Origin of the sequence: Streptomyces europaeiscabiei (assembly GCF_036346855.1) — a bacterium.
Classification (GTDB): Bacteria; Actinomycetota; Actinomycetes; order Streptomycetales; family Streptomycetaceae; genus Streptomyces; species Streptomyces europaeiscabiei.
Genome location: NZ_CP107841.1, coordinates 6011860 through 6032502 on the forward strand (window position 1 = coordinate 6011860; position 20643 = coordinate 6032502).

The 20643-nt window shown below is 71.9% G+C and carries 14 protein-coding genes; 11 read left to right on the plus strand and 3 right to left on the minus strand.

The window, feature by feature from the left end; translation table 11 throughout:
- Positions 1–373 precede the first annotated feature (373 nt).
- The 5 genes from OG858_RS26320 (at position 374) to OG858_RS26340 (ending at position 7718) form a co-directional block, all read left to right on the plus strand.
- Complete coding sequence (locus OG858_RS26320) at positions 374–808, plus strand: hypothetical protein (RefSeq protein ID WP_086746327.1); 435 nt, start codon at positions 374–376, stop codon at positions 806–808.
- 1028 nt (positions 809–1836) lie between these two features.
- Positions 1837–3129: a glycosyltransferase gene (locus OG858_RS26325; RefSeq protein ID WP_107482244.1), complete on the plus strand. Its 1293-nt coding sequence runs from the start codon at positions 1837–1839 to the stop codon at positions 3127–3129.
- Positions 3126–5063, plus strand: a complete 1938-nt coding sequence (locus OG858_RS26330) for a right-handed parallel beta-helix repeat-containing protein (RefSeq protein ID WP_328544357.1) — start codon at positions 3126–3128, stop codon at positions 5061–5063. Before OG858_RS26325 ends, OG858_RS26330 begins: the two co-directional genes overlap by 4 nt.
- 32 nt (positions 5064–5095) lie before the next feature.
- Positions 5096–6289 (plus strand): right-handed parallel beta-helix repeat-containing protein, encoded by a 1194-nt coding sequence (locus OG858_RS26335; RefSeq protein WP_319065520.1) that lies wholly within the window; start codon positions 5096–5098, stop codon positions 6287–6289.
- An 82-nt stretch (positions 6290–6371) separates the two neighbouring features.
- The gene (locus tag OG858_RS26340; protein ID WP_086747688.1) at positions 6372–7718 is read left to right on the plus strand and encodes a UDP-glucose dehydrogenase family protein; all 1347 of its coding nucleotides are present in this window, start codon (positions 6372–6374) and stop codon (positions 7716–7718) included.
- Between the two features lie 282 nt (positions 7719–8000).
- Here OG858_RS26340 and OG858_RS26345 read toward each other — a convergent pair whose 3' ends face one another.
- Both OG858_RS26345 and OG858_RS26350 read right to left on the minus strand, forming a co-directional pair.
- The gene (locus tag OG858_RS26345; protein ID WP_179201023.1) at positions 8001–8990 is read right to left on the minus strand and encodes an MBL fold metallo-hydrolase; all 990 of its coding nucleotides are present in this window, start codon (positions 8988–8990) and stop codon (positions 8001–8003) included.
- A gap of 727 nt (positions 8991–9717) precedes the next feature.
- Positions 9718–10068: a trypco2 family protein gene (locus OG858_RS26350; protein WP_086746226.1), complete on the minus strand. Its 351-nt coding sequence runs from the start codon at positions 10066–10068 to the stop codon at positions 9718–9720.
- A 103-nt stretch (positions 10069–10171) separates the two neighbouring features.
- Between OG858_RS26350 and OG858_RS26355 the strand changes: the two genes are divergently transcribed.
- The 5 genes from OG858_RS26355 (at position 10172) to OG858_RS26375 (ending at position 18159) form a co-directional block, all read left to right on the plus strand.
- Positions 10172–11539 (plus strand): S1 family peptidase, encoded by a 1368-nt coding sequence (locus OG858_RS26355; RefSeq protein WP_107482241.1) that lies wholly within the window; start codon positions 10172–10174, stop codon positions 11537–11539.
- 56 nt (positions 11540–11595) lie between these two features.
- Complete coding sequence (locus tag OG858_RS26360; protein WP_328544356.1) at positions 11596–13953, plus strand: tetratricopeptide repeat protein; 2358 nt, start codon at positions 11596–11598, stop codon at positions 13951–13953.
- A 425-nt stretch (positions 13954–14378) separates the two neighbouring features.
- Entirely contained in the window at positions 14379–15803 is a 1425-nt protein-coding gene (locus OG858_RS26365) for a hypothetical protein (protein ID WP_319262596.1), read from the plus strand.
- On the plus strand, positions 15800–16912 hold the full coding sequence (locus OG858_RS26370; RefSeq protein WP_327724642.1) for a hypothetical protein: 1113 nt from the start codon (positions 15800–15802) through the stop codon (positions 16910–16912). Before OG858_RS26365 ends, OG858_RS26370 begins: the two co-directional genes overlap by 4 nt.
- Positions 16909–18159, plus strand: coding sequence for an extracellular solute-binding protein (locus tag OG858_RS26375; protein WP_328544355.1), 1251 nt, complete (start codon positions 16909–16911; stop codon positions 18157–18159). Before OG858_RS26370 ends, OG858_RS26375 begins: the two co-directional genes overlap by 4 nt.
- 360 nt (positions 18160–18519) lie before the next feature.
- Here OG858_RS26375 and OG858_RS26380 read toward each other — a convergent pair whose 3' ends face one another.
- Positions 18520–19488: a helix-turn-helix domain-containing protein gene (locus OG858_RS26380; protein WP_319065516.1), complete on the minus strand. Its 969-nt coding sequence runs from the start codon at positions 19486–19488 to the stop codon at positions 18520–18522.
- Between the two features lie 110 nt (positions 19489–19598).
- Between OG858_RS26380 and OG858_RS26385 the strand changes: the two genes are divergently transcribed.
- Entirely contained in the window at positions 19599–20642 is a 1044-nt protein-coding gene (locus tag OG858_RS26385; RefSeq protein ID WP_319065515.1) for a saccharopine dehydrogenase family protein, read from the plus strand.
- The last annotated feature ends 1 nt before the right edge of the window (position 20643 follow it).

Here is a 20643-nt window from a genome sequence, read left to right on the forward strand (position 1 = left end):
CACCCGGATGCCCTCGGCCTCGGCGGCGGCGAGCCGTTCGGTGAGTCCGAGTGTGCGGCGTACGAGCTTGGACAGGCCCTCGACCGGGCCGGGCTCGGTTTCGGCGTCCTCGATCCACCGCGAGAACTGCAAGTACCGGTTCCGCGGTCCGGCGGCGGCGTGGGCGGGCCGCACCTGGGCGGGCGCCGGAACCGGTACTGGTTCGCGAAGGCGCACTCGAAGCACACGAGGATCCTCAGCGGGGTGTGGCACATGGGGACCTCGGATGTCGCCGGGCGGACCCTCACCGCGACCGACCATCGATCACATGATGGTCGTCACCGGGCTGTACCGGGGAGGATGACGTCGATGCCACACCACCCAGGGAGGGGAAGTGCAGCGCAGATGGCTGCTCGGCGCCGTGGTTGCCATGACGATCACGGCGGCCGGGTGCACAGGGGACGAACAGGGCACGGCGGACGACAAGGGGGCCCGGCAGGCGGTGAAATCCTACGTGGACGCCCTCAACTCCCGTGACGCCACCGCACTGATGCGTATCGGTGGCGTCCCGGAGGACCGGCGGGCGAAGAAGGAAGCCCGGCAGATCCTCGCGGAGAAGGGCGGCCGGGATCTGAGGATCGTCGATCTGGAGGTCGACTACGAATTCGGCCCGGACGTGGGCTCGGCCAGCCTGGCGGCGGAGGCCGAGGCAGGGGAGGACCTTCGCGAAACGGTGACCGTCATGCGGGAAAGCGGCGCATGGCATGTGGTGATCTTCGTTGACCGCCCGTCGGACAAGTCGTCATCGGCGACGGACAGACCCGCTTGATCGCCGGGCCCCGACGACAACACCCACACCGTCGGGGCCCGGCCTCCGTACGCTCCCGAGGGGCGGACGCCAGGCGGCGCCGGTGCCTGTCCGGCTGAGGGAATCGGCATGCGGCAGCCGTAAGGGCCGCTGTCGGTGGCCCCGCAGCGGTTGTCGCCTGCTGTCGCAGCTGCTCCGCACGGGCTGTCAGGGGAACCGAGAGGAACGCCGGGTGAAGGGAAAACCGAGATAGACAGAGAAAGGCCGACAAGGAAGGGGAAAAGCGTGAAAGGACCGAGAGAGAACGAGAAGGGCTGAGAAGGGCAAGTGGGGGCAAGTGGGGGTGAGGCGTCGGCTGTCGTTCGACCTGCAGAAATGTCATGGATCAAGCAGGGGCGAGGAAGTCTGCCCGGGAATTCTTTCGGCTCGGCGCGCGGGGGTTCCGGTTCGAATCCCGAAGGCCGTCGCATCCCGTCTCGTGGGCTCGATCGATGGGCGCCGACGGCGTCTGCCGCCCCGCCTGGGCGAGAGGGGCGGGCAACAGGGCCCGACGAGTGGACCGTTCGGCCTCTCGGCGGGTGCTCGTGGGTGGTGCTGCTCGGGAGTGTCACCGATGGGGTGCGCGTGGCGGTTGGGGATGAGGTGACAATCTGGTGAGGCGGGTGTGGCAGGAGTTCGCCGGAGCGACTCAGGTTTGACGTGATGTGCGTCACATTCGCTTTGTTTGTGCGAAGGTTGCGCGGGGCTGGATGCAAAGTGTCGGTGGGGAGGTCGGTTCCTGCTCGGGTTGCCCACAAGTGCTTTGCTGCTGATGAGGTTTGGGGATGCGTCAGCCGCGCGAGCCGTCTGGGGGCGGGTGCTCGGGTGGAGTGTGCTGTTCGCTGATGCGGATTCGCTCTGTGGAGTATTCGTGACTTCGACAGGTGAATTCTGTGTTTCTCGTGTGTCGAGAGAGGTCGATTCGGCCCTAGATTTCCCCGCGTAGACCGCGCACGTCGCACATTTCGGCCACGTGTTTGGGCAAGGCTCCGGCTGGGGGTTCTGGGTTCGTGTCGGATTTCTTCGACGATGTCTGGTCATGGATGGTCATGGTGACCGCCGAGACATCGTGGCGCGAGTTGATGCCGCTGGGCATCGCCGGCGCCTTCGTCTGGGGCCTGTGGCTCTATCGGGCAGTGCTCTCCCGGTTCGCCAAGCCAGTGGTGAACAACTACCGGACCACGGTGTCCGTGGTGGTCCCGGCATACCGGGAGGACGCGAGCATCCTGCTGGACTGCCTGGACACCTGGCTGGCGCAGGATCCCACCGAGGTCATCATCGTCCCGGACGTGGAGGACACGGAAGTCCTGCGCAGGCTGGCGCAGGTGACGGATTCCCGGGTCCGGGTGCTGGCGTTCGAGCACCGTGGGAAGCGGTCGGCCCTGGGGGTGGGGATCCGGGCCGCGACGAGCGAGCTGGTGGTGCTCGTGGACTCGGACACCCGTTGGGAGCCGGGACTGCTGGCCGCCGTCCAGATGCCCTTCGTCGATCCCGCGGTCGGCGGTGTCGGCACCCAGCAGAACGTCTACCAGCGCCGGACCAGCGTCTGGCGGCGCATCGCCGACTGGCTGGTCAACCTCCGCTACTACGACTACGTCCCGGCCATGGGCCGCGCCGGCGCCGTGGCCTGTCTGTCCGGCCGGACGGCGGCGTACCGGCGGGCCGCGATCGAGCCCGTGCTGGAGAACCTGGAGAACGAGTTCTTCCTGGGCCGGCGCTGCGTCGCCGGTGACGACGGGCGGCTGACCTGGCTGGTGCTGGCCTCCGGCTACAAGACCGTGCACCAGTCCTCCGCACGGGCGATATCGATGTTCCCGTCCTCGTTCCGCGCCTTCGTCAAGCAGCGGGTGCGCTGGAGCAGGAACTCCTACCGCTGCTACCTGACCGCCCTGTACAAGGGCTGGCTGTGGCGGGTCCCCCTGGTCACCAAGATCACTGTGCTGCAGATCCTGCTGACGCCGGTGACGATGGGCATGGCGCTCGGGTACCTGTTGTTCAGCCGCCTGGAGCTGACCGGCCGGGGCGTGGTCCTCGTACTGATCTGGCTGCTCGTGGGGCGTGGCATCCGTGGCTACTCCCACCTGCGCAAGCATCCGCAGGAGCTGCTGCTGCTGCCGCTGCTCGCTCTCGTCGTCATCATGATCTCGCTGCCGATCAAGCTGTTCGCCTTCCTCACCATGAACAGGCAGGGCTGGCTGACCCGCACCAGCGACCGCATCGGCGGAGAGGGACAGGACTCCTCCTCCCTGGGAGGTGCGACGCGGGTCACCGCGTCCTCGTGGCCGGAGGTGCAGCAGTCATGACGCGTCAACAACTCTCGTCCGTCCGGCGGACACTGCGGGGCGCGGTCGTGCTGCCGCTCGCCGCCGGTCTGCTCCTCGCTTCCGCGGCCATCTCACCGGCCGCCGACGGAGACGGCAAGCCGCAGGTCAGTGCCGCCGACGCGGAGAACGAGACCGCGCTCGTGGCAGCCGAGGACCATCGACTGGACCAGGTCCGCGCGGTCGCCGCCGTCGCCCCCCTGAAGGGCGGCGAGTGGAAGGCGCCGTACCGGCTGGACACCGGGGACGGCTACACCCTGGTCCTCACCCAGCGCAGCAACGCCTACACCGTCTCGGACCTGCTCGAACTGGCTCCGCAGACGTTCGTCCGCCAGCCGGACGGCGCGTATCTGCTGACCGAGAACATCTATCTCAACGCGGGTGCCAAGCTGAAGCTGTCCAACCCCGGCGGACTGACGCTGCGGATGGCCAGCAGCAACAAGGGCTTCGTCAGCATCGTCTCCTTCGGCGGCCGGCTCACCCTGGAGGGCACCCCGCAGGCGCCCCTGCGGATCACCAGCTGGAACGACAACAAGAAGAAGCCGGACAAGGACGTACGGGACGGCCGGGCCTACATCCGCGCCATCGGCGGCCAGTTCTCCATGAAGTACGCCAAGGTCGGCGATCTCGGGTTCTGGAGCGGGCGCACCGGCGGCCTGAGCCTGACCGGAACCGACCGCCCCGACACCGGCAACATCGACGACTCGACGGTGGCGCCGGGCTCGAAGGGCGGCAGCGGCGGCGTCGTGGCCCAGCCCTCCGGCTCGCTGGCCACGCCGGACACCCGGTTCTCGGTGCCCAGCCTCTCCTACGTCTCCGCGGAGATCGGACACTCCACCCTCACGGGCAACGCCTTCGGGCTGTTCCTGTCCGGCGCCAACGGCGTCAGCATCAGCGACAGCACCGTGCGCCGGAGCCTGGAACACGGTGTGGTCCTGCACCGGTTCGTCACCAACGCCGTGGTCGAGCGGACCGTCTCCAAGGACAACGGCGGCGACGGGTTCGTGCTCGCCCGTGCCACCGAGCAGGTCCGGGTCAGCGGTTCCACCGCCGAGGGCAACGGCGGCAACGGGTTCACGCTCAGCGGCCGGCCGCTCGCCAGCGGCCCCTCGGCATCCGGCGAGTCCATCAGCAGCTACGGCTCCAACTCCGTGTCCGACAGCACCGCCAGGGACAACGGCCACTACGGCATCGAGATCTTCGGCGGCAAGGACGTCGGTGTGCAGAACAACCGCGTCGAGGGCGGCGACATGGGCATCGTGGCCCGCAAGGACGCCACCAAGGTCGCCATCACCGGGAACCGGCTCGTCGGCCAGTCACGGCAGGGCATCTCGGTGCGTGACGGAGTGACCGCCGCGACCATCACGGGCAACATCGTCGAAAGCACCGAAACCGGCATCTACATACGGGACTCGGTCGGCGAGATACGCGGCAACACGATCCAGGACGGCACCAACCACGGGATCACCCTCGTCGGCGGCGTCGCCGAGTCGATCATCACGTACAACGTCATCTCCGGGGTCGGCCCGAGCGCCGTGGACACCACCCGGGCCCACGGTGGCATCGCGGTCAGGGAGAACCAGACGTTCGCCTGGCACGACACCAGCTCTTTCTGGGTCAAGTTCCGGCACTACGCCAGCCCGATGACGCTGCTCTGGACGTTCATCCTGCTGCTCATCCTGTTCTCCGCCGTTCTGGGCCGACGCCAGGCCCGCAAGGGACACCGTCACGGCGGACAACGCCTGGGCAGGCACCCGTACGAGGACAAGAAGTCGGTGACCAACAGCGCGTCCGTCGTCGAGATCCCCGTCCGTCAGGCGCCCGAGCGCAGCTGGTTCTCCAAGGAGGACGAGGAGACCACCAGCCTGCGCGCCCTGACTCCCCAGTCCGTCCCAGCCGCCCGTCCGCCCCGATGACGACGCGTTCCCGCTAACCGGAGTTGCCTCCCATGTCTTCCGAACCGACCACGTCGAACCCGCCGCCCACCCCCGAGCGCGGTCCCGCCCGGCAGCCGGCCCTCTGGCTGGCGGGGGGTGCGTTCCTGCTCGCCCTGACGGCGCTCATCGTGGCGGTGACGGGTGACGGCGACGGATCGGAACCGGAGGTGACGGCCGGGGCCACCACCGCGGGACCCAGGACGCCCGAGGCATCACCGAACGAGGAGGAACCGTCGGCCCTGCCGACCCGGTCGGTCATCGAGGAAGCCCCGACCGAACAGGCCACCAGCGGTTCGGTGCCCGACGCCGCGGTGACCTGCCCGGCCGCCTCCGTCAAGGTGAGCGACACCGCCACGCTCGAACAGGCTCTCGCCCAGGCGCGACCGGGAGACAGCATCTCCCTGGGCAACGGCACCTACGTGGGCAACTTCACCGCCGAGGTCTCCGGCACCGCCGCGAAGCCGATCTTCCTGTGCGGTGGTGCCGGAGCGGTCGTCGACGGCGGCGACACGGACGACGGCTACGCCTTCCACCTGGACCGCGTCAGCAACTGGCGGCTGGTCGGCTTCACCGTCCGCAACGCCCAGAAGGGCGTGATGGCGGACGGCACGGTGGGCACCGTCATCCAGGGCCTCACCGTCGAACAGATCGGTGACGAGGCCATCCACCTGCGTAACTTCAGCTCGGACAACATGGTCCGGGACAACACCATCCGCGACACCGGCCTGCGCCGCGAGAAGTACGGCGAGGGCGTCTACATCGGCACCGCCAAGTCCAACTGGTGCACCGTGAGCGACTGCAAGACGGACGCCAGCGACCGCAACGTGGTGCTCGGCAACCACATCAGCGACACGACCGCCGAGTCGATCGACATCAAGGAAGGCACCAGCGACGGCAAGGTCATCGACAACACCTTCGACGGATCGAAGCTGAGCGGCTCCCACAACAACGACTCCTGGGTCGACGTGAAGGGCAACGGCTGGCTGCTTCAGGGCAACACCGGGAGCCACTCCCCCGAGGACGGCTTCCAGACCCACAAGCTGGTCAACGGCTGGGGCACCGGCAACATCTTCAAGGACAACACCGCGAACGTGGACGGGCCCGGCTACGGCTTCCACCTCACGTCCGACGGCAACAAAGTCACCTGCGACAACAAGGCGAAGGACGCCGGCGAGGGTCTCGCCAACGTCGACTGCGCCTCCTGACCGCCTCCGCCCCATCGCTTCCGCAGGCCGGCACCGGCTCGTGCGGCGGGCCGACATGCCCGACACACCTCTGGAGACCACCATGACCTCGTCGGGCGACACCGACACAACCGCGCCGCGCCTCACCGTCATAGGCACCGGATACCTCGGTGCCACCCACGCCATCTGCATGGCCGTCCTGGGCTTCGACGTCCTCGGCGTGGACGTCGACCCCGGCAAGATCGAGCGGCTGAACTCGGGCGAGGTGCCGTTCTTCGAGCCCGGACTGCCCGAACTGCTCGCGAAGGCCCTCGACAGCGGCCGGCTGCGGTTCACCACGAGCTTCGCCGAGGCCGGGGAGTTCGGCGACGTCCACTTCGTCTGCGTGGGCACGCCCCAGCAGCGGGACTCGTACGCGGCGGACATGACCTTCGTCGACGGCGCGGTGAGCGAACTCGCCCAGCACCTGCGCAGGCGCACCCTGGTGGTCGGCAAGTCCACGGTCCCGGTGGGCACGGCCGCCCGGCTGACGGAGATCGTCCGGCGGACCGCCCCGGCCGGGGCCGACGTCGAACTCGCCTGGAACCCGGAGTTCCTGCGCGAGGGCTACGCCGTCGACGACACCATGCGGCCCGACCGGCTGGTCTTCGGCACCGCGTCGCAGTGGGCCGAGGAGCAGCTGCGTGCCGCCTTCGCCCCGGTGATCGCCCAGGGCACCCCGGTGGTCGTCACCGACCTGCCCACCGCCGAGCTGGTCAAGGTGGCCGCCAACTCCTTCCTCGCCACGAAGATCTCGTACATCAACGCCATGGCGGAGGTCTGCGAGGCGACCGGCGCCGACGTCACGGGTCTCGCGGAGGCGCTGGCCTACGACGACCGGATCGGCGGCCGGTTCCTCAAGCCGGGCCTCGGCTTCGGCGGCGGCTGCCTGCCCAAGGACATCCGGGCCTTCAGCCATCGCGCCGAGGAACTGGGAGTCGGCCAGGCCGTCTCCTTCCTGCGCGAGGTCGACGCCATCAACCAGCGGCGCCGGGCCCGCACGGTGGACCTCGTCCGCGAACTGGCCGGCGGGGAGCTGGCCGGTGCCAAGGTGACCGCGCTGGGGGCGGCGTTCAAGCCCAACTCCGACGACATCCGCGATGCCCCCGCCCTGGACGTGGCCAGGACCCTGCACCAGGCCGGCGCCCAGGTGACCGTCATCGACCCGGCGGCCGTCGAGAACGCCCGCCGCGCCTACCCGGACCTGACCTACGGTACGGACGTGCTCACCGCGGCCACCGGGGCCGATGTGGTGGTGCTGCTCACGGAATGGGCCGAGTTCCGTGAGATCGACCCGCATGCCCTGGGTGCGGTCGTGGCCCGGCGCCGGATCGTCGACGGACGGCACGCCCTCGACCCGGCGCAGTGGCGCGCCGCGGGGTGGGACTACCGCGCACTGGGCCGACCCTGACCGCACGCCTGCCGCGCGCTGCGGCGGCCGGGCCGGGTGTGCCGCACGGAGGTCACGTCCGCTGCTCCGCCGGTCGTCGGTGGAGCGGCGGCGACGAGAGCCGGGGTCGGAGTCGAGGGCCGGGCTCGTGGCTCCGGGCGGGCGGACACTCGGGATGCTCGGGGCCCCGGGCGGGGCGGGTACCCGAACGGCGCGCTCTGCGCTGCGGCGCGCACCTCGTCCGTGCTGCCCCGTGGTCTCGTCCGGAACGGCCGGCCGGCCACGCCCGCAGCCGACGGACCGTCATCCGTGGCTCTGGTGCTGCTCGGTCAGCCGGCTCTCGGGGTGTACCCACAGCACGACGTTGTCGAGATGCCCGACCGCTCCGCTCTCCAGCTCGTTCCGGAAGAACTCGACGACCTCCCGGTCGGAGTGGCGCAGGCTGAAGTGGGTCAGCACGAACAGGTTCTCCGGATGTGCCTCGACCACCGGACGGAGTTCGCTCCACACGGTGTGTCCGACCTCCCGGGCCCGGGTGAGCCGGTCGTCGTCGAGGTAGGTGCACTCGGTGATGATGACCGGGTAGTCGAACAGCCAGGGGTTCCGAGCGAACACGCTCGCGTGGGTGTCCCCGAGGAAGGCGAAGGCGGGGCGGCGGATCTCCCGGTCGACCGTGCCGGCGCCCTCCTTGCGTCGCTCGGCGATGATCCGGCCGAACTCCCGGGCCCGGCCCGCCGCGACCATCGATGCCTTCAGCTCTTCGTACTCCGGCTTCAGGACCGTCTTCTTCTCCGCGAAGCAGTAGCCCACGCACGGCACCTTGTGCAGGCACTCGACGACGCGGACCGCGTACTCCCCGCGGCGGCCCACGGAGAACTCCTCACCCGGTCGCACACCGTGCAGGCGGCACCCCGCGGAGAGGGACGGATCGAACCCCGCCCCGTGGTTCAGCTCGCTCGAAGCACGCAGATAGGCCTGCGCGTAGGGTTCGGCGTCGGCCGGCAGGTAGATGTCCACCCCCGCGTCCCTGGCGGCCAGATAGTCGAGGTCCTTGGAATGGTCGAGATGGGTGTGGGTCAGGAGCACCGTCTCCACCTGCCGGCCCTCGGCCAGACCGGCATCGAGGCCGCACCGCAGCTCGGGGACGTGGAAGAAGGTCTTGTCGTTCGCCCGTGAGTACCCGGTCAGGGTCAGACCGGTCCCGGGTATGCGCCACGTCTTCCACTGGCGGAACGGATGCCCCTTGTCGAGCCGTTGAGGGTGGCTGACACGCTGCTCAGGTCGGTGGGTCATCCCGGCTTGCTCCCCGGCCTCGTCGTCACGGTTCCTCACGTGCACGGATTCGGCTGATCGTACGGGGCGTCACCGGACTGGTTACGGTATTTTCCGCGGCCACTGCCCAGCGGTCCCCGCCTTGCCCCGCGACGAGGTGCTTGCGGAACGGGGGACTTGGCCGATCCCGATCCCGATCCGATCCGGGGCGGGCGGCTGCGGTCGTCGACGCCTGTTGGACCTGGTGGCGCCGGACGCCGCCGGTTGTCGTGGCCGACATGGGAGCGAGCCCAGGCCCGGCCCGCCCGCGTACTCCACCGGGACGTCATCCGGGGGGACTTCCCCACGACTGTGGATCTCTGTGTAGGGCTGATCGCGTGCGTGGTCCTGTCGGTCGCGTACAGAGCGCGCGCGGTGCGTCCGGCAGTGTTCGGGGTCTTGCTGGTGGCGGTTCTCGTCCACTCCGCCATCGAGGGGTGACGCCCGCGCCCTCCCGGCAGGAGGCTCCGGCTCCCGGGTCGGCCGCCGCGCCCCGCGCCCACATCGCGGGCGCCGGACGCGTGACGCCGGAGCCCTCCAGTGCCCCGGACGCGAGACCGCGGGCTCGGGCTAGGCCGTTTCTGACGGCTCTTGAAGCCGTTCGTGAGCGGTTACGGGCGAGTCCGGTGAGGCGGCCGGCGCCTCACGAGTCACCTCGCGCGGCGCCGATCGGCCGGATGATCTCCGACCAGGAGCCATCAGAAGCGCCCTAGTCGCGGGAGAGGGAGCCGGCCGATGGGTCCGGGCGCTCGGGGGTGGCGGGGTCCTCGCGGCTCACCTCGTGGTGGTGGCCGCCGGGGCCGGGGAGGGGTTTGAGGTCGACCTGGATGCGGTGGGTGGAGTCGTGGCTCACCGAGCCGCCGAGGCGGGCCTCGACCACGCCCAGACGCAGGCCCGCCCCGCCCTCGCCGGACCGGTGGAACTGGACCGCGAACTCCAGGCTGACCTGCTCCACGCTGAATCGCCAGTCGCTCGCCGCGCCTTCGGCCTGGGCCCTGGCCAGCTCCGCGCGGACCGTGCCGATGGCCTCCGCGAGACCGACCGGTTCGGTATCGCCCATGTGAACACCCCGTCGGATTCCGTTGACGGTCCGTTGATCGACCGATCCAAGTTGGTTCACAAGTCTAGGGACGCACGATGCTCCGCGCGTAGTGTGAGGCAACATGGGGGAATTGCGTGCGGACTGGAGGCTCAGGCTGCGGCGCGGGGGCGCGCACGGCCCCATCTGCGGCGCCGGCGTGCTCGTCGACCAGCACACGGCGCTGACCTGCGCACACGTGGTGCGCAGTCCGGACGCCGTGATGTGGCTGGAGTTCGCCGAGAACAGCGAACTCGCTCCGGTGTCCGCGCGTGTCCCGCCCGGTGGCTGGCTGCCCGAGGGCCCCGGGGGCGGTGAGGACGTGGCCGTGCTGCGGCTGGACAGTCCGCGGCCGCAGGCGCGGCCGGCCCGGCTGGAGACCCGGCTGTGGGGTGGGATGGAGGTGTCCGCGACCGGTTACGCGCAGGGCTTCGACGACGGCATGTCCCTGTGGGGCCGTATCGGCGGGGTCAGCGGTGAGCGGGTGCAGCTCGACGCCGTCACCAAGGCCGAGGTCGTGCGCCGGGGATTCAGCGGAGCCGCCGTGTGCACACGGCCGGACGAAGGGTGCCCCGCCCGGGTGGTCGGCCTCGTCGTCAGCTGGCGCGGTGACATGGGCGAGTTGCTGCCCGAGAACAACCGGCTCGCATTCTCGTATCTGATCCCCGTCGAGCGTATCGCCGAACTCTCGCCGCTGGTGAAGGAGTTGACCGGCCCGGACGCCTGGGACCACGACTTCGGGGAACGGCTGATCCGGTGGTTCGAGGACCCCGACGAGGGGCCGGTGAAGATCACCGTGGTGCCTCCGGGCAGCGGCAAGGACCGTTCCCTGCGCCATCTGCTGCACCGGGCCCCTCTCGTCCACCGCGCAGGGGGTACCTCCCGCTCGAGCGAAGCCGAGAGTGGGGGAGGCTCCGGCAGACCCGATCTCGCCGACCACGCCCTGGGCCACATAGCCTTCCCGGCCGGCCAGTACCTGGCCTACTGGGACTGGCTGCTCGGCGCCGGGCCCCGGCCGGCGCAGCCGCCCGTCCTCGCGTCCGGCGGCCGGGTCACCGTCCTCGTCGACGGCCTCGACGAGGAGCCCGAGCCGGGTCCGCTGATCGAACTCCTCGCCCGATTACGGTCGGTCGGCTTCCGCGTGCTGCTTGTCTTCCGCCATGAGGGCGGCACCGGCTGGACCGCCGCCCGTGACGAACTCCTCGCGCCCGCGCTCCTCACCCACGCGGACGCGCTGCTCGCCCGGCTGGAGCGCGCGGAGTTCAGCCGCGCGGTCCGCCACGGTGTCGTCGACAGCTCCTCCCTCGGCTCGATGACGGAGACGGCCGACCGGCGCAGGGCCGAGCGCCGCCTGATCGACGAGACCAGGGACCCGCAGTGGCGGCTCGACCGGCTGCGCAAGCTGATCAGGACCCTGCGCGCCGATCTGCGGCGCTCCGGAGACCTGGCATGAGGCCCGGCATGAGGCCCGGGGCGACGCCCGGGACGACGCCTGGGACGACGCCCGGCATGGGGTCCGGTGCCCGGCCGAGGCAGGGGCCGGACGACGGGAGGGCGACGCTCTGCCCGCACCGGCGCTTCACCGGCGCCCCCTGCGGCGGCACCGTGCTGCCCACCGGCCACTGCGCCGTGTGCGGCCGTGCGGAGAACGGCCCCCGGCTGCCCGCACTGCCCGAGGACCCCCGCGAGTTCGGTCCCGCCGAGCTGCTCGCGCTGCCCGAGCGGGTGCCGCGCCCCGCGCAGGAACGCCTCATCCACCCCGAGGCGCCGCTGCGCGTCCGCATGAGCTGCTCGTCCCCCGAGTGCGGCATCACCTTCGCACCGCCCTACACCGTGGGCCGGGTGCCGGTCGAGGGGTACTGCCCGGCCTGCGGCGAGCCCTACTCGTACCGGCCCGAACTCGCCGAGGGCGACGTGCTGCGCGACCAGTACCGGATCATGGGGCCCATCGCGCACGGCGGCCAGGGCTGGGTCTATCTCGCGGAGGACACCCATCTCGGTGACGTGGTCGCCGTCAAGGGCATGCTCAACCGCTACGAGCAGGACGGGGCCCGGCTCGCCGACGTCGAGCGTCGCAACCTCGTTGCCATCCGCCACCCCCGCATCGTCCAGATCCGTGACTTCGTCGCCCGGCGCGACGGCACCGGGCAGGTCACCGGCGGCTACATCGTCATGGACGACGTCGGCGACGGCACCCTCGAAAAGGTCGTCAAGGAGACCCGGCGCGGCGAGTCCGTCCTCGACATCGAACACGTCGCCGCGTACGGCTGCCAGATCCTCGAAGCCTTCGTCCATCTGCACGCGGGCGGCGAACGGGCCTTCGTGTACGGGGACATGAAGCCGTCGAACGTCGTGCACCACGGGGACGGCGTCAAGGTCATCGACCTCGGCGGGATGCGCGAACAGGGCCAGAGCCAGCCGCCCGCCCATGTCACCCCCGACTACATGGCACCCGAGACGGCGTTCTCGCCCATGCCCACCACCGCCCACGACCTGCACACCGTCGGCGTCACCCTGCGGGAACTCGCCGGCTGGGCCGTCGACGAGGTGCCCGGCCTCGGCACCGCCTCCTTCCGGGGGGTCCTCGACCGCGCCACCCGAGGCGACCCAGGCCTGCGCTTCGCCGACGCCCGGGAGATGGCGGGCCAACTGCGGGGCGCCCTGCGGGAGATCCGCGCCCTGCGCGGCAAGAGCGACCCGCCCGAACCCTCCGACTACTTCTGGCCGTCCCCGCAGCTGCTCGGCGCCCGGCTCGGCACGGTGCCGGGCATCGAACACTGGCTGGACCGCCCCCGCCGCGACCGCTACGACCCGCCCCTGGCCCCCGCCCTCGACCTCGGCGCCCCCACCCCCACCGAGATCGCCCGCCGGCTGCCGGTGCCCCGGCGCTACCCGGGCGACCCGCAGACCACACGGTTCGAGGTGAGCAGCGGCTACGACCCGGGCCGGCTCCTCGACCAGGAGGACGGCAAGCCGCCCTCGGTGGAGATCCGGCTGCACAACGTACGGGTCCTGCTGGGCCGGAACACACGGGACGACCTGGAGCGGGCCCAGGAGGAACTCGACACCGCCGACTCCCTGCCGGGACCGTCCGCCGTGCGCCGGTGGCGGCTGGAGTGGCACCGCGCCCTGGTCGCGCTGCGCCGCGCCGACCTCGACGACGACCCGCGCCAGGTCGCCGAGGCCCAGGGCCACTTCACGAAGGTCCGCCTCGAACTGCCCGGCGAGTACGCGCCCAAGCTGGCCCTCGCCTACTGCGGGGAGCGGCTCGGCGACAGCGCGGCCGGGCCCACCGCCAAGGAGCTGTACGAGGCCGTGTTCGCCCGCAACCCCGCGCACGGCGGCGCCGCCCTGGGCCTCGCCCGGCTCGCCCTCCGCGCGGGCGACCGCCGCACCGCCCTCGACGTCCTCGGCGGGGTCCGCCCCGGAACCCTGGACCACACCGTCGCCCGGATCGCCTCCCTGCGCATCCGCGCGGCCCGGCTGCCCCGGGACACCGCTCCGCTGCCCGAGCCCACCGAGGTCGACACGGCGCTGGCCGAACTGCGGGGCCTCGTACGCCGGGAGCCGGGCGCCGGCGGGCCGAGCCTGTCCGAGGACGAGGCGCTGCGCCTGAGCACCGAGCTGCACGAATGGCAACTGGACGCGCTGTACAGCCGCGACGACCGGCCCGGCCCCCGGGAAGGGGGCGGCGGCGGACGGCTCGACGCTCGCGGCCTGAGACGTCTGAGCGCGCAGGAGCGGCAGCTGCGCGAGCGGATCGAGTCGCACTACCGGCAACTGGCCGCCCGGCACGGCGGCTCGGCCGCCGCCCACGAACACCTCGTGGACCTCATGCAGGCGGTACGGCCACAGACGGTGGTCTGAGTGCCGGGCGGACGGGGTGCGGGGTGCGGTGCGGTGCGTGGTGGCGGGGCAGGAACGTGGGGTGTGACTTCCGTGGATCGTGATCCGCCGTGTGGCAGCGGTTCCGTGATCGCGTGGTGCGGCAGTGGTTCGGCGGGCGGCGGGCGGCGGGCGGCGGGCTGCGGGGTGGGGGCGGTGGTGGCGGGGCAGGGAGGTGGGGTGTGACCTTCGTGGATCGTGATCCGCTGTGTGGCAGCGGTTCCGTGATCGGGCCGCGCGGCGGTGGCTCGGCGGGGCGGCGGGGCGTGGGTGCGGTCGGTGGTGGCGGGGCAGGAACGTGGGGTGTGACTTCCGTGGATCGTGATCCGCCGTGCGGCGGCGAAACGGCGGACGGCAGCCGCGCGGTCCGCTCGGCGAGGACGGGGGAAGGAACGGTGACGCACGGCATGAGCAGGCACCCGAGCCGGGACACGAGCGGCCGTCCGAGCAACCACACCCGGCTGCCGCAGCCGGACATCCGGCTGCGCGTCGACCTCGGCGGCGATCTGCGACCGCACCGCAGCGCGAAGATCGAGGCGCATCTGCGGGTCGACGTGACCGCCGGTGGCGCGCCCGCCGAGCTGCCCGCGATCGAACTCGCCGTGATCATCGCGATCGACGTCGCCGAGCCCCTCCGGGCGGCCGTCCGGCACGCCCTGCCGGCCGCGCTGCGTGCCCTGCCCGACGGCATCTCCTTCACCGTGCTCGGCGCCGGCCCCGAGCCCGTCCGGTGCCACCCGTCCGGCGACGCCGAGTGGGCCGTCGCCGACGGGCGCGAGAAACGCCGGGCAGCCTTCGCCGCAGGCGCGATCCCGCTGCACCGGGACGGTCCGCGCCCCGCCGGGTACGCCGCCTGGGCGGCCATGTCACGCGCCCTGCTCGCCGCCCGCCCGCTGTCCGTACGTCATCTGCTGCTGATCACCGACGGCAGCAGCGCCCCCGGCGAGACCCGTCTCGACGAGGAACTCGACGCCTGCGCGGGGCACTTCACCTGCGACGTGCTCGCCGTGGGCGCGGACTGGGCCCCCGAACCGCTGCTGACACTCGCCGAACGGCTGCACGGCACCGCCGAGTTCGTGGACGACGGCCTCGGCGGTGCGATCACCGCCGCGATCCAGCGGCTGCGCCGGGTGCACACCCCCCAGCTGCCGATCGAGGTGACCGTACGGCCCTCGGTGCGGCAGGTCGCGCTGAGCGAGAAGGCGCCCCGGCCGCACCGCCTCGGCGGGCTGCCCCAGCCCGGCCGGCCGCACCGCTGGAGCTTTCCGACGTACCAGTGGGAGGAGGGGGGACGCGACTACCTGCTCACCCTCGTCGCCGACGCCGACAGAGACCCGTTGGAGACCTGCCTGCAGTTCGCGATGGTCTCCGTCGGCGACGTCCACGCGTCCGTCACCGCCCGCTGGCACCGCCCCGAACTGCCGCCGCCCGATGTGCCGGCGGGCGCCGCCAGTGTGCGCGACCAGAAGTCCACCACCGTGATGCGGGAGGCGCTGCGCCGGGGCCTCGTCGCTCTCGGGGAGGAGCAGCGGAACGCCGCCGAGGGCCACCTGGGGCGGGCCGCGCGCCTGGCGGACCGGTTCGGCACGGACTGGGTGCTGGACGAGATCCGCGCGGTCGCCGACATCGAGGACGCGCCCGCGGGGCGGGTCCGGCTGCGCCACGCCGTCGCCGCCGACACGCTCGGCCCGATGATCCTGCGCGCCGGGTCCCGTCCCGTGCCCCTGACCGACTCCGCCGGTCCGCTGCCGGGCCCGCGCTGCGGCCGGTGCGCCACCCCGGCCGGGGGTGAGGCCCGTTACTGCGTCGCCTGCGGGGAGAGGCTGCTGTGACGACCGGAAGCACGGGCTCCCGGAGCGGCCGGCCCCTCGCCGCTTCCCGGCACGGACACTCCCCGTACGCCTCTCCCTGTCCCTGGTACGCCCGGTACTTCCTGCACGCTCCCTCCTCCCTCGGCGCCTTCTGGCGCGAGCGGCTGCGCGGGCGGCGGACCCGTCGGCTGCTGGAGGCGCATCTGCTGGTCCTGGCGGTGTGCGCGCTCGTGGCGGCCGGCGCCCTGTACGTCTCCTGCCGTCAGATCCAGGGCGGCGCCCAGGCGCTCGCCACCGAGGAGGCGCCGGCCGTGCAGGGGCTCGCCGCCACCCGGCTCGCGGTGCTGCGCGCCGACCACGAGGCCCGGGTCCTGGTGGACCTGGAACTCGTCGACGTCGCGGGCGCGGGCGAGGCCTATCGGGCCCAGCTCTCCGCCGCCGACCAGGGGCTGTCCAGGATCGCGGACCGTACGGACCAGGACCTCGGCACCGTCAACGGGCTGCTCGCCACCTACAGCAACTCCATCAATCTCGGTACGTCCACGTACCGCGACCGGCCGCTCATGCGCGAGCAGAAACTCGCCGAGGCGCGCTCGCTGCTCACCCGGCCCGGTGTGGGACTCGTATTCCGCCTGGACGACATGCAGACGGTCCAGCTGAAACACGCCGAGGCCGTCGCCACCGAGGGGTGGCTGCAGCGGAGCGGCTGGTGGCTCGCCGAACTCGCCCTGGCAGCCATGGCGTTGGCCCTGCTCTCGGCGCTGTTCGTGCTGCGCGACCGCTGCGGCCGCGACTGGAACCCGTACCTGCTCGCGGCCTTCGCCCTGACCGTCCTGCTCGGGATCGTGCCGCTGCTGACCATGTCCTCCGCCCAGGACGACCTCGACAGGGTGGTCGGGGGCCTGGGGGACATCACCGGGGTCTCCCGGGAGCGCAGCGGTGGCCCGGAGCTGGAGGGCTTCCAGCAGACCGTCACGGACAGGTCCGAGGACATCCGGCGCGTCCTGGCCGACGACACCTGGACCGAACGGGTCCACCAGGGCACCCTGACCGGCGGCCTGCTGCTCGTCGTCCTGCCCGTGGTGGGGCTCGGTCTCCGGCTCGACAGCGACTACTGGAGGCGACGGTGACCCGGCGGTTCAAGGTGCTGGTGCTTCTCGTGGTGCTGGTGATGGTCTCGGCCGGCAGCATGGTGGCGGTCTGGTCGCAGCGGGACGACGAGCCGGTGACCATTCTCGGGCCGTGGACCGACGAGCAGGGCGCGCAGTTCGAGCACGTGCTGCGGGGCTTCGGCATCCCCTTCGAGTACCAGGGCACCGCCGCCCAGCGCGAGGTGCTGCTGTCCAAGGTGCAGTCGGGGGAGCCCCCGGACATCGCGATCATGCCCGGCGTCGGCGAACTCGCCGAGTACGCCGGCCAGCACCGCCTCAAGGCGCTCGACGGCCTCTTCGCCGAGGAGGAGTACGGGGCCCCGTGGAAGCCGGTGAACGAGTCCTCGCAAGACGCGTACTGGGTGCCGGTCAAGGCGGACCTGAAGAGCATCGTCTGGTACCGCAAGGGTGACAGGCCGGCCGGCTCACCGGCCCCGTCGGCGAGTTGGTGCATCGGCATGGGGGACGACGGTGCCTCCGGCTGGCCCGGCAGCGACTGGATCGAGGACCTCGTGCTGCAACGGGAGGGCCCGGCCACCTACGGGAAGTGGGCGCTGGGCGACGCGGAGGTGCAGTGGACCGGGACCGCGGTGCGCAGCGCGTGGGAGGCGTGGGCCGGTCTGCTGCGGCAGGACAGGAAGGCGGCCGAGCGCGCCCTGCTCACCGATCACCGCGGCGACCCCGCCGGGTACGGGCTCCTCTTCGAGGGCCTCCACGGGTGTGCCCTGGAGCACCAGGGCTCCTTCGCCCGCTCCTTCTACCGGGACAAGGGGAAGCAGGCGGGCCTCATGGACTCCGCCCCACTGCTGCCCGGAGGCCCCTACCGGGTGCGGGCCCATGAGGTGACCGGTGACTTCGCCGCGCTGTTCAGCGACCGTCCGCAGGCCCGTGACCTGATCGAACGGCTGGCTTCCCGGGAGGGCCAGCAGAAGTGGGCCGACTCCGCGAACGTCTTCTCGGCGAACCGCCGGGTGCGACCACGGGACCGACCCGTCGAGCAGGAGATCGCCAAACGCCTCACCGGCACGGGTCCCCGCTGCCTCGACGCCTCCGACGTCATGGCCCCCGCAGTCCGCGACGCCTTCTACGAGGCCGTCCTGCTGACCATCGCCAGGGCCGCCGCCGGGGAGGACCTCGACGTACCCGGCCTCCTGACGGACGTACAGAAGGTGGCGGCCGCACAGCCCGACCGGCGGCCGGCCCTGCGGACGGTGTGCAGCACGTAGGCGGGCGCCCGGCGGGAACTTCGCCGGCTCCGGTTCCGAGGCGCCGGAGTCACTGGCCGACGGTTCCGCTCGGTGCGCCGAAGGTGGCTGTACCCCGCAGTCGTCCTTGCTCGATCCCGTGCCCGCGCCGCCCGGACCGCGCGTACGCGCAAGGCCGGGGCGCCCGGCACCAGTACGCCAGGCAGGCCCAACGCGGCACAGGGCAGGATCACTTGGGCCAGGCTCGCGGTCCTGGCCCATCTGCGGCGCTGACCACCCCGCGGCGTCGTCAGGTGGGGTCGGCCACGGCCCGCACCTGGGCCTCCGACTCCGAGTGGGCGATGGTTCACCGGCGTCGACCTCTCCCGTGGCCGACGTCCGTCAGCGGGCGTCGGGGCGGGTGGCGTGGAAGGTGCGGCGGTAGGTGTCCGGGGGGACGCCGAGGGTGCGGTTGAAGTGGCGGCGGAGGGTGGTGGCGGTGCCCATACCGGTGGCGGTGGCGATGGTGTCGATGCTGTGCGGGGTGGTTTCCAGGAGTTCCTGGGCGCGGCGGATGCGTTGGGTGAGGAGCCACTGGAGGGGGGTCGTGCCGGTGGCGGCGCGGAAGTGGCGGGTCAGGGTGCGGGAGCTCATGTTCGCCCGGCGGGCCAGGTCCTCGACGGTCAGGGTGTGGTCGAGGCGTTCGAGGGCCCAGGGGAACAGGTCGGTCAGGGGATGGTCGCTTCGGGTGGGGACCGGGGCGGGGACGAACTGGGCCTGGCCGCCGGAGCGGTGTGGGGGTACGACCAGTCGGCGGGCCACCGCGTTGGCCGCCGACGAGCCGTGGTCCAGACGGACGAGGTGCAGACAGAGGTCCATCGCGGCGGCCTTGCCCGCCGAGGTGAGGACGCTGCCGTTGTCGACGTAGAGGACGTCCGGGTCGACCTCCACCCGTGGGAAGCGGGCGGCGAGGACGTCGGTGTGCGCCCAGTGCGTGGTCGCCCGGCGGCCGTCCAGCAGACCCGCGGCGGCCAGGACGAACGCTCCGGTGCACAGGGAGGCGATGCGTGCGCCCGCCTCGTGGGCCGCGCGGACCGCGGCGACCAGATCGGCGGGCGGGTCCTCGTCCACGTCGGCCCAGCCGGGGACGATCACCGTGGCGGCGTGGGCGAGTCGGTCCAGACCGTCGTCCGGCTCCAGGCGGAAGCGGTCCACCGTGACCGGGGCCGGGCCGCACAGGACCAGCTCGTACCAGGGGGTCACCAGGTGCGACAGGTCGGCGCCGAACACCTCGTAGGCCAGAGACAGTTCGAAGTGCAGCATGCCGTCGGTGACGGCCATCGCGATGGTGGTCCTGTCCGGTGCGGGCATGTCGGAAATTGTACGGGGCTCGTCGTTTCGGACACTCGTGGTCGGTGTCCGCTCTCGGAAGGATGGACTCGGCGGGGCGGTGGGCGCCCTGACGAGAGTGGGGAGAAGTCATGGGGACGGGGCGTACGGTCGCGGTGTTCGGGGCGTATGGGCACACCGGGCGTTTCGTGGTGGCGGAGTTGCGGGCGCGGGGGTTCGTGCCGGTGCCGGTCGGGCGGGACGCGGAGAAGCTGCGGGAACTCGTCGCGGATCAGCCGGGGCTCGAGGGCCGGGCGCGGGTCGCCTCCGTCGACGAACCGGCCTCGCTCGACCGGGCGTTCGCCGGAGCGGATGCCGTGGTCAACTGCGCCGGGCCCTTCGCGAAGACGGCCGCGCCGGTGATCGAGGCGGCGTTGCGCGCCGGGATCCCGTATGTGGACGTGGCGGCCGAGATCGAGGCCAATCTCGACACGTTCGCGGGGTTCGGGGAGAAGGCTCGTGCGGCGGGCGTGGTCGTGGTGCCCGCCATGGCCTTCTTCGGCGGGCTCGGCGATCTGCTCGTCACCGCCGCGCTCGACGCGGGTGACTGGACGGCGGCCGACGAGGCGCACGTCGCGTACGGGCTGAGCGGATGGCACCCCACGGCGGGGACGCGGGTCGCGGGCGCGGTCTCGCGGCAGCGCAGGGGCGGACGGCGGGTGCGGTACGGCAACGGGCGGCTGGAGTACCGGGACGACGCGGCGCCCGCCACGAAGTGGGACTTTCCCGAGCCGATGGGGACCCGGGCCGTGATCGGGGAGTTCAGCATGGCGGACATCGTCACCGTGCCCAGCCATCTGACCGTCCCCGACGTGCACACGTACATGACGGTCGAGGCCGCGCGGGACCTGGCGGCGCCCGACACACCCGCCCCGGCCGCCGTCGACGAGCACGGGCGGTCCGCGCAGACCTTCCTCGTCGACGTCGTCGTGCGCTCCGGGGGCGTGGAACGGCGGGCCACAGCGCGCGGGCAGGACATCTACGCCGTCAGCGCGCCCCTCGCCGTGGAGGCGGTCCAGCGGGTGGTCGAGGGGCGGACGAAGGGGGTCGGGGTCCTCTCCGCCGGGGCCGCGTTCGAGGCGGCGGACTTCCTGCGTGCGCTGTCCGCGCATGTCTCGGTCGAAGTGGGCCGGTAGA

What these genes read in the sequence shown, in the direction of transcription:
- OG858_RS26330 (WP_328544357.1), top strand. Translation starts at nt 3,126, where the DNA reads ATGACGCGTCAACAACTCTCGTCCGTCCGGCGGACACTGCGGGGCGCG.
- OG858_RS26335 (WP_319065520.1), top strand. Translation starts at nt 5,096, where the DNA reads ATGTCTTCCGAACCGACCACGTCGAACCCGCCGCCCACCCCCGAGCGC.
- OG858_RS26340 (WP_086747688.1), top strand. Translation starts at nt 6,372, where the DNA reads ATGACCTCGTCGGGCGACACCGACACAACCGCGCCGCGCCTCACCGTC.
- OG858_RS26345 (WP_179201023.1), bottom strand. Translation starts at nt 8,990, where the DNA reads ATGACCCACCGACCTGAGCAGCGTGTCAGCCACCCTCAACGGCTCGAC.
- OG858_RS26350 (WP_086746226.1), bottom strand. Translation starts at nt 10,068, where the DNA reads ATGGGCGATACCGAACCGGTCGGTCTCGCGGAGGCCATCGGCACGGTC.
- OG858_RS26355 (WP_107482241.1), top strand. Translation starts at nt 10,172, where the DNA reads ATGGGGGAATTGCGTGCGGACTGGAGGCTCAGGCTGCGGCGCGGGGGC.
- OG858_RS26360 (WP_328544356.1), top strand. Translation starts at nt 11,596, where the DNA reads ATGGGGTCCGGTGCCCGGCCGAGGCAGGGGCCGGACGACGGGAGGGCG.
- OG858_RS26365 (WP_319262596.1), top strand. Translation starts at nt 14,379, where the DNA reads ATGAGCAGGCACCCGAGCCGGGACACGAGCGGCCGTCCGAGCAACCAC.
- OG858_RS26380 (WP_319065516.1), bottom strand. Translation starts at nt 19,488, where the DNA reads ATGCCCGCACCGGACAGGACCACCATCGCGATGGCCGTCACCGACGGC.
- OG858_RS26385 (WP_319065515.1), top strand. Translation starts at nt 19,599, where the DNA reads ATGGGGACGGGGCGTACGGTCGCGGTGTTCGGGGCGTATGGGCACACC.